Source organism: Candidatus Proelusimicrobium volucris, assembly GCF_959605025.1.
GTDB lineage: Bacteria > Elusimicrobiota > Elusimicrobia > Elusimicrobiales > Elusimicrobiaceae > Proelusimicrobium > Proelusimicrobium volucris.
Genome location: NZ_CAUHCY010000007.1, coordinates 38,772 through 50,277, shown reverse-complemented (window position 1 = coordinate 50,277; position 11,506 = coordinate 38,772). Strand labels below are relative to the sequence as shown.

At 41.3% G+C, this 11,506-nt stretch carries 15 protein-coding genes and 1 tRNA gene; 12 read left to right on the top strand and 4 right to left on the bottom strand.

Annotated elements, in window-relative coordinates:
* Positions 1-3 precede the first annotated feature (3 nt).
* From ACQY3M_RS06745 to ACQY3M_RS06715, 7 genes are all read left to right on the top strand, one after another.
* Entirely contained in the window at positions 4-708 is a 705-nt protein-coding gene (locus ACQY3M_RS06745) for a MotA/TolQ/ExbB proton channel family protein (RefSeq protein WP_428066980.1), read from the top strand.
* The gene (locus ACQY3M_RS06740) at positions 705-1,112 is read left to right on the top strand and encodes an ExbD/TolR family protein (protein ID WP_428066979.1); all 408 of its coding nucleotides are present in this window, start codon (positions 705-707) and stop codon (positions 1,110-1,112) included. Before ACQY3M_RS06745 ends, ACQY3M_RS06740 begins: the two co-directional genes overlap by 4 nt.
* 24 nt (positions 1,113-1,136) lie before the next feature.
* On the top strand, positions 1,137-1,931 hold the full coding sequence (locus tag ACQY3M_RS06735) for an energy transducer TonB (RefSeq protein ID WP_428066978.1): 795 nt from the start codon (positions 1,137-1,139) through the stop codon (positions 1,929-1,931).
* Between the two features lie 3 nt (positions 1,932-1,934).
* On the top strand, positions 1,935-2,375 hold the full coding sequence (locus ACQY3M_RS06730) for a hypothetical protein (RefSeq protein WP_428066976.1): 441 nt from the start codon (positions 1,935-1,937) through the stop codon (positions 2,373-2,375).
* On the top strand, positions 2,375-3,331 hold the full coding sequence (locus ACQY3M_RS06725; RefSeq protein ID WP_428066974.1) for an NAD-dependent epimerase/dehydratase family protein: 957 nt from the start codon (positions 2,375-2,377) through the stop codon (positions 3,329-3,331). The genes ACQY3M_RS06730 and ACQY3M_RS06725 overlap by 1 nt, the downstream gene beginning before the upstream one ends.
* The gene (locus ACQY3M_RS06720; RefSeq protein WP_428066973.1) at positions 3,328-4,200 is read left to right on the top strand and encodes a hypothetical protein; all 873 of its coding nucleotides are present in this window, start codon (positions 3,328-3,330) and stop codon (positions 4,198-4,200) included. Before ACQY3M_RS06725 ends, ACQY3M_RS06720 begins: the two co-directional genes overlap by 4 nt.
* A gap of 54 nt (positions 4,201-4,254) precedes the next feature.
* Positions 4,255-4,345: transfer RNA gene (locus ACQY3M_RS06715), tRNA-Ser, on the top strand.
* A gap of 291 nt (positions 4,346-4,636) precedes the next feature.
* On the opposite strand, the gene ACQY3M_RS06710 is transcribed toward ACQY3M_RS06715, so the two are convergent.
* Positions 4,637-5,083, bottom strand: a complete 447-nt coding sequence (locus ACQY3M_RS06710; RefSeq protein ID WP_428066972.1) for a GNAT family N-acetyltransferase — start codon at positions 5,081-5,083, stop codon at positions 4,637-4,639.
* Between the two features lie 439 nt (positions 5,084-5,522).
* On the opposite strand from ACQY3M_RS06710, the gene ACQY3M_RS06705 reads away from it, so the two are divergent.
* Both ACQY3M_RS06705 and ACQY3M_RS06700 read left to right on the top strand, forming a co-directional pair.
* Positions 5,523-6,545, top strand: a complete 1,023-nt coding sequence (locus ACQY3M_RS06705; RefSeq protein ID WP_428066971.1) for an alpha/beta hydrolase — start codon at positions 5,523-5,525, stop codon at positions 6,543-6,545.
* The gene (locus ACQY3M_RS06700) at positions 6,545-7,033 is read left to right on the top strand and encodes a cyclophilin-like fold protein (RefSeq protein WP_428066969.1); all 489 of its coding nucleotides are present in this window, start codon (positions 6,545-6,547) and stop codon (positions 7,031-7,033) included. The genes ACQY3M_RS06705 and ACQY3M_RS06700 overlap by 1 nt, the downstream gene beginning before the upstream one ends.
* 74 nt (positions 7,034-7,107) lie before the next feature.
* Here ACQY3M_RS06700 and ACQY3M_RS06695 read toward each other — a convergent pair whose 3' ends face one another.
* Positions 7,108-7,683 (bottom strand): inorganic diphosphatase, encoded by a 576-nt coding sequence (locus ACQY3M_RS06695; protein ID WP_428066967.1) that lies wholly within the window; start codon positions 7,681-7,683, stop codon positions 7,108-7,110.
* 178 nt (positions 7,684-7,861) lie between these two features.
* On the opposite strand from ACQY3M_RS06695, the gene ACQY3M_RS06690 reads away from it, so the two are divergent.
* Positions 7,862-8,641: a 4Fe-4S binding protein gene (locus tag ACQY3M_RS06690; protein WP_428066965.1), complete on the top strand. Its 780-nt coding sequence runs from the start codon at positions 7,862-7,864 to the stop codon at positions 8,639-8,641.
* A 17-nt stretch (positions 8,642-8,658) separates the two neighbouring features.
* Here ACQY3M_RS06690 and ACQY3M_RS06685 read toward each other — a convergent pair whose 3' ends face one another.
* Positions 8,659-8,958, bottom strand: a complete 300-nt coding sequence (locus tag ACQY3M_RS06685) for a DUF4491 family protein (protein ID WP_428066964.1) — start codon at positions 8,956-8,958, stop codon at positions 8,659-8,661.
* 175 nt (positions 8,959-9,133) lie between these two features.
* Between ACQY3M_RS06685 and ACQY3M_RS06680 the strand changes: the two genes are divergently transcribed.
* Together ACQY3M_RS06680 and ACQY3M_RS06675 are read left to right on the top strand one after the other, a co-directional pair.
* The gene (locus ACQY3M_RS06680) at positions 9,134-9,676 is read left to right on the top strand and encodes a nucleoside deaminase (RefSeq protein ID WP_428066963.1); all 543 of its coding nucleotides are present in this window, start codon (positions 9,134-9,136) and stop codon (positions 9,674-9,676) included.
* Positions 9,676-10,851, top strand: coding sequence for a MalY/PatB family protein (locus tag ACQY3M_RS06675; RefSeq protein ID WP_428066961.1), 1,176 nt, complete (start codon positions 9,676-9,678; stop codon positions 10,849-10,851). The genes ACQY3M_RS06680 and ACQY3M_RS06675 overlap by 1 nt, the downstream gene beginning before the upstream one ends.
* Positions 10,852-10,975: 124 nt before the next feature.
* On the opposite strand, the gene ACQY3M_RS06670 is transcribed toward ACQY3M_RS06675, so the two are convergent.
* Positions 10,976-11,461 (bottom strand): hypothetical protein, encoded by a 486-nt coding sequence (locus tag ACQY3M_RS06670; protein ID WP_428066959.1) that lies wholly within the window; start codon positions 11,459-11,461, stop codon positions 10,976-10,978.
* Positions 11,462-11,506: the final 45 nt, after the last annotated feature.

The window sequence follows — 11,506 nt, the reverse complement described above, 5'->3', positions numbered from 1 at the left end:
TTTATGGATTTTACAAGTATGGGAAGCGTAAAAGAACTTATAAAAGCGGGCGGGCCGGTACTGTTCCTTTTAATAGCTTTGTCGATATACTCCTTATCGATAATGATAGACAGATTTTTCAAATACAGAGCAAATATAAACAAATCCAGACGTTTGATGGAATACGTGCGCTACCAACTGCCGGCGCGCAATTTCAATAAAATAACGGACGCGTGCAGGAAGAACGGCTATTCCAACACTTCCGCGGCGAAATTGGTGATAAACTTAATTAAATCGGACAAGACCGATATCGGCAGCTTAAACGATTTGGCCGATTCCATAATCAACTGGGAAACGGCTCAGCTCTCCCGCAAACTTTCCGTCTTGGCGACACTGGCCAGCACGACGCCCTTTATAGGGCTGTTCGGTACGGTGTTGGGCGTAATGAGGGCTTTTGCGGATTTATCTTCCATAAGCGGAACGGCGGCGGGCCCTTCGGTAGTGGCAAAAGGCATAGCGGAGGCCTTGGTAAATACGGCGGCGGGTTTGTTCGTGGCGGTGCCCGCATTGATAGCCTATAACTACTTCTTGAGCAAGGTAAACTTCTTTGCGCAGAATATGCAATATTTGGCGCAGGAGGTAATCTCGGCGAAACTATATAAGGAGCCTGAAAAGCCAGAAAATACTTTCGCCGCGGTGGAAGATCTTATTTCGGCCGGTAAATTATGAAGAACAGAATGCAGACCCGCGGCATCATGGGCGAAATAAATATGGTGCCGTTTATTGACATTACCTTGATACTGCTAATTATCTTTATGGTGATGACGCCTTTTATCGTACAGTCGCAAATCAATGTGGATTTGCCGTCTTCAAGCGCGGTAAACACGATAACGGAAGATAATGTAATACGAGTGGAAATCAATAAAAAAGGCCAACTTAAAGTAATGGATAAAGAGGTTGCTTTTTCAGGCCTGCAGGAAGAACTTATCCTCTTGCTGGGACGCGCACACGAAAAGACTATTCTCGTTCAGGCCGACAAAGACGTTCCTATCCAACAAGTGGTGAAGGTGTTCGACGTCGCCAAGAAACTCGGCGCGGCGAAACTGGGCATAGGAGTAAGCGAAGGTAAATAAAATTTACCCCGTATTTGAAACTTTATGAATTTATCATTGGTTTATTCCGCAGCGATACACTTCTTGCTATTCTTGGCGATGTTTGCCTTGATGCAAGGCGCACCCGCGAAAAAAACCAAAGCCGTCTATACCATAGATTTTATAGGAATGGCCTCCCAGCCTTTAAGATACGGCGAACCGGAAACAAAACCTGCGCCCGCGCCCGCCAAAACGCAAGAGCCCGAGATAAAGGCGCCCGCAAAGCAGGAAACTCCTCCTTCCGAAATTAAAGAAGTAAAAAAAGAAGCACCCAAAAAGGCGGCAAAGAAAGAGTATAACTCTAAGGAACAAATTTCCGCAAAAGCCAAAAAGAGCAAGAAAGCCGCGCCTAAAAAGGAAGAACCTAAACCAAAAGCCGAGCCGGAAAAAAAGGTAACCCTTTCCAAACCAAGCATATTGGGTGAGGTGGAATCAACAAATATAGATCCATCTTCCCTGCATAACTTATCGGGCGGCGCTGACGGCGGGCCAAAAGCGGTAAGGGCTAATTTTACAAATTTCCCCTATCCTTGGTACATAACGCAGGTAAGGAACTCTCTTTGGGAACAATGGCAGAAACATATGCCAAAGAAAAGTACGGGGCTTTCCACGCTAGTATCTTTCAATATAGACAGATACGGCGCGGTATACAGCGTACAGATAGAAAAAAGCTCGGGTAACGATTCTTACGATTACGCGGCTACTTCCGCGGCGGAAAAATCTGCGCCGTATCCGCCGCTGCCCAAAGATTTCCCCAAAAATTTGCTTACAGTTACGGTAGAATTTAAAAACGAGGAGTAATTTATGCTTATAATATGGCGTTTTATATTGCTTACGATAATTTTCTTGGCCGCTTTGATATGCTTTCCCGATTATCCGCAGACTGCTCCGATAACGGTATTTATAATGTTTATAATATCGTTTGTGGCGGTATTGGTGCTGACGTTTTTCTCCTCGATTTTGTTTTTGGGCAGATCGCACGTGTTTAATTGTATATTCGATTTGGCAATGATACTTGTAGTAGGTTACTTTTTGCTCAATATAATGCCGCAGACGGACGGCGTTTCGCCTTACGACAAAGTAAAAAACGGCAAATACCCTACGGAAAGCCAAATAAAAAAGGGCCTTAAGAAATTGGATTTCACAACCGAGGGCCTGGAAGAAGACATTAAAAAGACCAGTAAAGAGCTTAACAAAGGGATAGGCGAGATCCAAAAGGTAATAACGAAAGAGGTAAAAAACTGATGAAAACTGCCGTAATAACCGGAGGACGCGGATTTGTAGGCGGACGATTGACGGAGCTCTTGCTTAAAGAGGGATACCGTGTTAAACTATTAACAAGGGGACGCGGCGGACCGAGCGACAACCCCATGCTGGAAACGGTCGGCGTAGACTATAACGACGTAAAAGATTTAAAATACGCATTAAAAGGTGCCGACTGCGTATTTCATTTGGCGGCGGCGATATTCGCTTTCAACAGGGAAGAGTTTTATAAAGCGAATGTGGAAGTTACAAAAAATTTATGCCAGGCCGCAGCCCAAACGCCGGAGATAAAAAGCTTTGTTTATTTATCAAGCCAAGCGGCTGCCGGGCCCAGCGAGTACAAGAATAATCCTATCGACGAAAGGTCAGCCGCGGCGCCGGTATCCGATTACGGGGCGACAAAACTTGCCGCGGAAGAATATGTTTTAAAACTCCCGCAAAACATACACAAGACTGTAATACGTGCGCCGGTAGTATACGGCAAAAACGATTCGGGCGTATCAAAAATAGCCTCTTGGGTGGCAAGAGGGATAATGGTCAACACCTCCTCTTCGGAAATGTTCTTTAATTTCGTTTATGTGGAAGATTTGGTCTTGGCATTGTATAAAGCTTCGCAGCTGCCGCAGGCGAACGGCGAAATATTCTTCGTATGCGAGCCGGCAAGTTACAGCTGGAAACATTTCATCAATACCATGGCCGACGCAATGGACAAACCGCGGCCGATAATGTTCAGCCTGCCCTATTTTTTGTTGGAGGCGGCGGCGTTTGTCTACGAGAGTGCGGCGCGCGTCTTTTCCATTACGCCCGCTTTAAATTACGATAAAATTAAAGAGGCGTCGATAAAAGGACATTGGACCTGCAGCTCTCGCAAGTGGACAACCCTGACAGGGCAGGAGTTTACGCCTTTGGAGCAGGGCCTTAAAGAGAGTTTCAAATGACAAACAACAAACAATTAAACGGAGCTGACGTTTTCTTTTCGCCTTCTTACGTTCTTGTGCAGATCTGCACTTTGACGATATTCTTTTTGGGCTTTAAGTGGACTTTGTTCGGCCTCTATTGGATTCCCCCTCTCTTAAACCCGGTTCTTTACACCTGCGTGGCTTTATTTTGGCTTTACTACAACTATTTATGGATAAGAACGGCTTTATATCTGCCCAGCACCTATTTGGCGGTAATAAACGTCTATGCCGATTTGGGCGTAAAAAAGAGCGCGCTTCAATGCTTTTATATAGCATTATGCAAGCTAAACCGCGCGAGGAAAGCCGAACTTAAAATGAGGCGCGAAAACAAATTTATAAGAATGGCCGCCTTAAGCTTCGTCAAGATAGGCATCTTGGCAAATATGAGGCGCACGGAAGCCAAAGAACTTTCGAAAGCGATATTCATACATACCAAGAAAAGCGTGATAGACGGCTTCAGATTCGTACTGCCCTATTTCGCGCCCACCTTTGCGGTGATACTTATCTTGACGCCATTAATAGTACTGTTATCCTCGCACAACTACCGCTACCTGATAGAACATTTTATAGACAAGCCGGTAATGATATCTTTTTGGGTGCATATAATTCTGCTCCCGTTCAAGCTGATATGGGTATTTATGACGCTCTCAACTCTAGCGGCTAACATAATATCGCCGCTGCTGACGCTGCCCTTCAGCAAAGTATTCGCGAAATACGTTAAAGAAAATCATATTGAGTTAGATCTAAAAAGAAAACATCATTTGCCAGTTGAAGGACTTGTTGCCCTATTTATGATTTTGACGGCTTTGGTGTTTTATGTTTCTATTTTGTTAAATATTTTGTTATAATTAATATATCCGACTGGAAATGCGGTTTGCAAAAAACTGTATTTTGGCGGGAATGGAGAGGTGGCCGAGAGGCTGAAGGCAACGGTTTGCTAAACCGTCATACGGGGGATTTCCCGTATCGAGGGTTCGAATCCCTCCCTCTCCGTATATTTATAAGACCCCTTTTTTGTATGAGAAGGGTTCTTTTTTTATTTTTTCCTCGCAACTTGGCTTAAGTTGTTTTTACTTCCATTAAGGCATATAAAATTACTTAAATATAAATGTAATTTAACGATCGGTTTGATTTGTACGGATAGATTGAGATTTGTATATTATCAGTAAGATACGCACCAAATTTGAACTATACGGATAATTTGATTATTTTGGAACAGTCCAGTTGCGCAAATTTTTAAAAATTTTAAAACAAAATCGGAAGTTTTTTCTTAAGGTTGGAATATTATAAAATTTTCTTTAAATAAATCATATCTACCAACTGCTTTTCATTTTCAAAAATTGGGTGCGGGTAGTTATCAATAAAAAAGTTTTTTAGTCTGTGAGTTTCTTGAAAACCTTGTTTTTTATAGAATTTCAAGGTATTGTTATTTTCTCCGGTTCCAAGGATTAAATATTTAAAATTTGTTTTATATTTATTACAGACAAAATTAATCAATGCTGAGGCATAGCCTTTATTTTGATACTGCGTATAAGTTGCAAGATTTTTTATTTCAACGGTTTCCTTATCAATCTCCATAACAGCACAGATTGATGTCAAGATATCATTATCGTACAAAGCAAAAAGTTTTGACGATTCCAGATATTTGTTAATCATTGCTTTATCTTCATCGCCGATTAATAGAATATCCATATAATCCTTTTTATTCGTAGTTATTTCTTTAATTTGCATAAGTTAAATATATCATAATTGATACAAAACCGAAACAAAGGTCGGAAATAGGGGGATAATGCTTTGTTCTCAGAGTTAATGCGTATGTACCCAATGAAATAGAATATTATAAGAAATCCGTATTAAAAACAGGGTTTTATTAAGAATGTATTAATGAAAACATTGCTCATTTGTTTAACATTTTAAATTTATTTTGCCCGAAATAATCAAACTATCTGTAAAATATAATCAAACCATGTGTTCTTTTATAATAAAAACGGATTCAATACTTGATTTTATCCCCCCTTGCCATTGTCTTTCTTTTTCTTCCGCTTTTACTTAAAACACAATAAGACGCCGCTATTCTCACGAAAACTATCCCCCCAACACAAATCTAACATAAAAAATATTGACTTAGAGTTAACTCCAATAGTTATAATTTATGAATAAGGAGGATATAATGAAAAAATTAACGACATTTATACTAAGCGCTGTTTTTTTAATTGGAGGAAGTGTTATGGTTACCGCAAAAAAATGGGATAAAACTTTCGAAAAAAGTAACGATGTTATATCAAAGCGAGTTAATTTTACGAATAGATTCGGCATTGTTCTTGCCGGCGATTTATATATTCCTAAAGGAGTGAAAAAAGGGCAAAGACTTCCTGCTATAGCAATTTCCGGACCTTTTGGAGCCGTAAAAGAACAGGCTTCCGGTCTATATGCGCAAACATTGGCGCAGAAAGGATTCATAACCTTGGCGTTTGATCCTTCCTACACTGGCGAAAGCAAAGGAAAACCCAGGAATATAGCTTCACCTGATATTAATACGGAAGATTTCAGCGCGGCGATAGACTTCCTTTCAAATCAAGCAAATGTTGACCCTAATAAAATAGGAGTTTTGGGAATATGTGGATTTGGAGGTTTCGCTTTAAACGCCGCGGCAATTGATACTCGTATCAAAGCGACAGTAACTTCTACAATGTATGATATGACCAGAGTATCCGCTAAGGGGTATTTTGACACCATGGACGCAAAGGCTAGGCTTGCTCTCAAAAAAACTCTAAATGATCAGCGCACACAAGATTTTAAAAACGGCACCTATGCAAAAGCTGAGGGATTACCTCAAAAACTTACAGATAATGAACCGCAATTTGTCAAAGATTATTGGGATTATTACAAAACGCCCAGGGGCTTCCATAAACGTTCTATAAACTCAAACGGCAATTGGAATACGACCTCCTCTCTTTCACTTATAAACTTACCTATTTTAGCCTATAGCAGTGAAATAGAAACGCCAGTATTGCTTATTCACGGTGAAAAAGCGCACAGCAAATACTTCAGTGAGGACGCTTTTAACAAATTAACCGGGACCAATAAGAAGCTTTTAATTGTACCGGGCGCAAATCACGTCGACCTATATGATAATTCCGACAAAATACCTTTTGACGAAATAGAGCATTTTTATAAGGAATATCTTAAATAATGAAAGTGTTAAATTACTGTAAAGTATTTATAATTTCACTATTTTTGTTCAGTGCTTGCGGGGAAACAAAACCTGCAAGCGCTGAGCAATCCAAAGGGGTTTCAACTATGACTACCGAAATATCCGTACAAATAGGAGAGCACCGTTTTGAATTATTCCTGCTAAATAATGAGACGGCACTCGAATTTAAAAAAATTCTTCCATTAAAAATAAGAATGATTGAGCTCAACGGGAATGAAAAATACTCTTATCTTACAAAGCCTTTACCTGCATCTCCTAAGAATATTACAGAAATCAAAACTGGGGATCTTATGCTTTTTTCCGACGACTGTCTTGTTCTGTTCTATAAAGATTTCAAGACAAGTTATCGCTATACACCGATAGGGCGATTAAGAAATCCTCAAAAACTATCCGAAATACTAGGCAAGGATAGTGTAGAAATATCTTTTATCTCTCAAGGAAGCAATAATGCCCTATCGCCAGAATAGAACAAGTTATATCCCTATCAGGCATTCATAAAAGGAAATATATAAAAATATCCTTCATAAAAAGGCTTAGAATATTACTTGCCGCAAGCCTGGGAAAAATTGCTGAACGTTACGTATTTTTCCTCATAGGCGATTAGAGCTTCCTGCAGGATTTTCACGGCGGTATTTTTATCGAATATCTTCTCCACCACTACGGTCTTGTTTTCCAGCTTTTTATAGTCTTCAAAAAAGCTCATCGTTTCCGAAACCAAGTGATCGGGCAATTCGGAAATGTTTGTGTAGTGGCTGACGTTAGGATCGCCCTGCGCTACGGCTATTATTTTATCGTCGGCCTCCCCGGCGTCGAGCATTCTCATAACGCCGATAATGCGCGCGGGAACAATGCACATCGGCACCACTTCCGCCTGCGAGAGTATCAAAATATCCAGCGGGTCTTTATCGGCGCCGTATGTACGCGGGATAAAACCGTAATTGGCGGGATAATAGACCGAAGAATACAAAACTCTATCAAGCCTGAGCATGCCGCTCTCTTTATCCAGTTCGTATTTGGCGCGAGTACCTTTGGGTATCTCTATTATACCGTTTACTATATAAGGCAAAGTTTCTTTATTGCCGGGGGATACGTGATGCCACGGATTAAAATTATACATTTGGGCCTCTCTTTTACATTATGTCTATTATGATTATATCAATTTAAGCAAATTAAATAGCATAACCCAAGATATTAAAATCCGCAATTTTTGCCGATACGTAAAATATAAATATATCGTTCCGATTTTGATAAAATAAGATATATAATAGGATTTTTAAGTTGGATTCGGCGGCTTTATGACAGACAAAAATATCTATGCTGTATATTTCAGCCCTACGGGAGGGACGAAGAAATATGTCCTTGCCGCAGCCGCTATGCTTGGCGAGAAATATAAGGAAATAGACTTGACCGACCTTGACAAAAGACGAAAAAGCTATACCTTGGGCGAAAATGATTTGGCCATAATAGGCGCACCGGTTTATTTTGGAAGGGTAGCACAAATAGAAAACGGCATTTTTGACAGATTAAAAGGCAAGGGAACAAAAGTGATATTGTTTTCTGTATACGGCAACAGAGATTACGACGACGCCTTGCTGGAACTTAAACAAATAACTTCCGAAAACGGCTTCAAGACCATAGGCGCTGCCGCCGTTGTTGCGCCGCACAGCTTTTGCGAAAAAGCCGGCTTTGGCCGCCCTAACGGGAAAGATCTTTCCGCGCTTGCCGATTTCATGGGAAAAATAAAGCTAAAACTTACCGATGAGCGGGCCCTTGACAAAGAAGTTTTCATTAAAGGGCATTATCCGTTTAAACCTTACGGCAAAATACCTTTTTATCCTACGGCCGACGGGAAGTGCGATAAATGCAGGATTTGCTTTCAAATTTGTCCGGCCAATGCCATAAATGCGGCAAATCCGCGCAATACCGATCCGGATAAATGCATATCCTGTATGGCCTGCGTAAAAGCATGCCCGCAAAAAGCAAGAGGGTTCCACTCCGTAAAAGCGAAAATGATTTTTAAAATGTTTGAGCGCAAATTGCTTAAAACAAACAAAGAGGCGGAATTTTTCCTCTGATTTTTATAATTTAAACTCTAGACGGCCTCGTCTTTTTTCTTTCCTTCCCGCTTGGGGAACCAGCCTTTTTCTACGCGTTTTTCCTGCTCGAAAAGCTCCTTTATGCTCCACAGACAGGTAAAACCCGTTATACTTAACACCGCCGAAAGGCCCTTGCCTTCCGTAAAAAGAGCCCCCGCAACAAACAAAATGCCCGCTATTAGAAACAAAGGCCAAATTCTCTTGGAGAAATAATATTCCCCCTTTATCACTATCGGGTGAAACACCCCTATAATTACAAAAGCTGCCAACCCCACAAAAATACTTTCCCAGTTCATAATTACCCCCTCTAAAAAAAGTTATTATAACTTAAAGAAGTATCAACGGCAACAGGGTTATGTCTCTGCGGCGGGCCCCGCTTATGATATAATCATAATAAGAGCAATCTCAACAAAAAAACACTTTCCGCGCCGATGACTTTATCGCGCGGGAATTTTTCTCAAAAGGATTTATATGATAAAGAATACCAAAACCGACCTTCCGCAGGAGGAGCTCGAAAGAGCAAAAAAAATAATACTTGATTTACAAGCGGAAACAGCCCTTTTGACGGATAAAGGTTACGGGCCGTTCCTCGCCGCGATATATGACGATAAAGGCAATTTGGTCGCCAAACGCGCCAACAGCGTCGCGCAAGAACAATGCTGCCTTAACCACGCGGAAGTAAATACCATAAGGCAGGCACACGAAGTATTAAAAACTTATGATTTGGCCCCGTATAATCTTTCCATATACGTCACGGCAGAGCCTTGCGTAATGTGCATGGGCGCGATAATGTGGAGCGGAATAAAGAGGATTTTCTACGGAGTAAACTCCTCCGACGTTGAAGCTATAACTGGCTTTGACGAGGGCTTTAAGCCGGGGTGGTTTGAGGCTTTCGCCAAACGCGGAATAGAGGTCTATGGGGAAATAGAGCCTGAAGCGGGCAAAAAAGTCCTCAAAGATTATATAGCCAAAGGCAAAGAGGTGTATAAACCCTCCTGCCAAAGAGGCAAATAATGCCTAGCAAATACGATTTTGACACCATTGTTTCCAGACGCTCTACGCAAAGCGTAAAGTGGGATTTTACTTCCGATGAGAAAATGATTCCCCTTTGGGTCGCCGATATGGATTTTAAAGCGGCTCCGCCGATAATAGCGGCTTTGCAAAAGCGGTTGGAGCACGGCGTATTCGGCTATAGCGAACCATCGGCCTCTTATTACGAGTCAATAGTAAAATGGTTTGACGGCCGCCACGGCCTCAAAATACGCCCAGGCTGGATTTTGCCCGTTACCGGTGTGGTGGCGGCTTTGACGGCCATAATAAAAGCTTTGGCGCAAAGCGGCGATAAAGTTCTTTTCCAAACGCCGGTATACAATTGCTTTTTTTCTTCCGTACTTAATAACGGCTGCGCCATACAAAGCAATGCTTTGATACGCAAAAACGGCTGTTACTCCATAGATTTTGAGGATTTGGCTCGCAAAGCGGCCGACCCGAAAGTAAGGCTGATGATATTGTGCAATCCGCATAACCCCGTCGGCAGAGTATGGAGCCGGTCCGAGCTGGAAAAAATCGGCCGCATCTGCCTGGACAACAAAGTATTTGTAATAGCAGACGAGATACATTGTGAACTTATCCGTCCGGGTTTTATCTATACCCCCTTTGCGTCGATAAGCGAGGAGTTTTTATTAAACAGCGTTACTTGCGCCTCGCCAAGTAAGGCTTTTAATTTGGCTGGCCTTCAATGCGCCAACATTTTTGCAGCGGACAAAACCGTACGTGCAAAAATAGAAAAAGCCCTCCACGAAAACGAAGTATCAATGATAGGCCCGTTCGGCATTGACGCATTGACGGCAGCCTATAATCAATGCGGGGATTGGCTTGACCAATTAAATCTTTACCTTAACGAAAACTATCTTATGCTTAAGGAGTTTTTTCAAACCCAGCTGCCGCAATTCCCCGTTGCCCCGCTTGAGGGAACCTATCTGGCGTGGGTGGATTGTTCAATATTGGGTAAAACCTCGCAGGAAGTATCGGACCTTATGCTTAAAAACGGCGTAAGGATTAACCCCGGCGCCATTTACGGTAAAGAGGGCGAAGGTTTTATAAGAATAAATTTCGCCTGCCCTAAAGAAACTTTAAAAGAAGGGCTTTTAAGAATAAAAAACACGCTTCTTAACGCTTTAAAACAATAATAATGCCCGTCAAACGAGATGTGCGATATCAAGCGTTTTTGGCAAAGCCTTATATATGCTTTAAATTAGAAACAAAAAAGGCCGAAGATTTTTCTTCGGCCTTTTGTATTCAAGTAACAAAAAATTACATTTTCCTTGCGGAGCTTATTTGAGATACTCCCACCAAAACGGCAAAGAGCGCTACAAAAAACAAAATTAGATTATTTAAGGAAAATACTCCCGCGCTAAAAACAAAGCCTTTGGGATTTTCCAAAAAAGAGGAAGCCTTTTTGGCTATGGATTTCATTTTCTCTGAGCTGGCAACGCAAAAAGGGAAGATCTCTTCTTTTTCGCCATCGGCTTTTGTCATTTCCAAATTATAACACAAACTGCCCTGTGCTGAAAAAAATCCCTTTTTATAATTGGTTTTCATTTTAAAAGAACGGGCCTGCACAAGAGGCGCTATTTTCTTCTGCCCGCCGATACCGCTCACGTAAACGGCATTATCAACGCTGTTTAAAGTAATTTTGGAATAAAATACGCCCGAAGTCAGCGTAGAAATCATAATCATAACGCCGACGATGACAAGAATAATACCAATAATAAATTTTTCTTTTCTTTTGTTAATCATACTTAATATTTATACAAAAAACTAATTTTAAAAATCAATAAATAA

Excerpts from the sequence above, each read along its gene's own strand:
- ACQY3M_RS06745 (WP_428066980.1), top strand. The coding sequence starts at position 4 with ATGGATTTTACAAGTATGGGAAGCGTAAAAGAACTTATAAAAGCGGGC.
- ACQY3M_RS06740 (WP_428066979.1), top strand. The coding sequence starts at position 705 with ATGAAGAACAGAATGCAGACCCGCGGCATCATGGGCGAAATAAATATG.
- ACQY3M_RS06735 (WP_428066978.1), top strand. The coding sequence starts at position 1,137 with ATGAATTTATCATTGGTTTATTCCGCAGCGATACACTTCTTGCTATTC.
- ACQY3M_RS06730 (WP_428066976.1), top strand. The coding sequence starts at position 1,935 with ATGCTTATAATATGGCGTTTTATATTGCTTACGATAATTTTCTTGGCC.
- ACQY3M_RS06725 (WP_428066974.1), top strand. The coding sequence starts at position 2,375 with ATGAAAACTGCCGTAATAACCGGAGGACGCGGATTTGTAGGCGGACGA.
- ACQY3M_RS06720 (WP_428066973.1), top strand. The coding sequence starts at position 3,328 with ATGACAAACAACAAACAATTAAACGGAGCTGACGTTTTCTTTTCGCCT.
- ACQY3M_RS06710 (WP_428066972.1), bottom strand. The coding sequence starts at position 5,083 with ATGCAAATTAAAGAAATAACTACGAATAAAAAGGATTATATGGATATT.
- ACQY3M_RS06705 (WP_428066971.1), top strand. The coding sequence starts at position 5,523 with ATGAAAAAATTAACGACATTTATACTAAGCGCTGTTTTTTTAATTGGA.
- ACQY3M_RS06700 (WP_428066969.1), top strand. The coding sequence starts at position 6,545 with ATGAAAGTGTTAAATTACTGTAAAGTATTTATAATTTCACTATTTTTG.
- ACQY3M_RS06695 (WP_428066967.1), bottom strand. The coding sequence starts at position 7,683 with ATGTATAATTTTAATCCGTGGCATCACGTATCCCCCGGCAATAAAGAA.
- ACQY3M_RS06690 (WP_428066965.1), top strand. The coding sequence starts at position 7,862 with ATGACAGACAAAAATATCTATGCTGTATATTTCAGCCCTACGGGAGGG.
- ACQY3M_RS06685 (WP_428066964.1), bottom strand. The coding sequence starts at position 8,958 with ATGAACTGGGAAAGTATTTTTGTGGGGTTGGCAGCTTTTGTAATTATA.
- ACQY3M_RS06680 (WP_428066963.1), top strand. The coding sequence starts at position 9,134 with ATGATAAAGAATACCAAAACCGACCTTCCGCAGGAGGAGCTCGAAAGA.
- ACQY3M_RS06675 (WP_428066961.1), top strand. The coding sequence starts at position 9,676 with ATGCCTAGCAAATACGATTTTGACACCATTGTTTCCAGACGCTCTACG.
- ACQY3M_RS06670 (WP_428066959.1), bottom strand. The coding sequence starts at position 11,461 with ATGATTAACAAAAGAAAAGAAAAATTTATTATTGGTATTATTCTTGTC.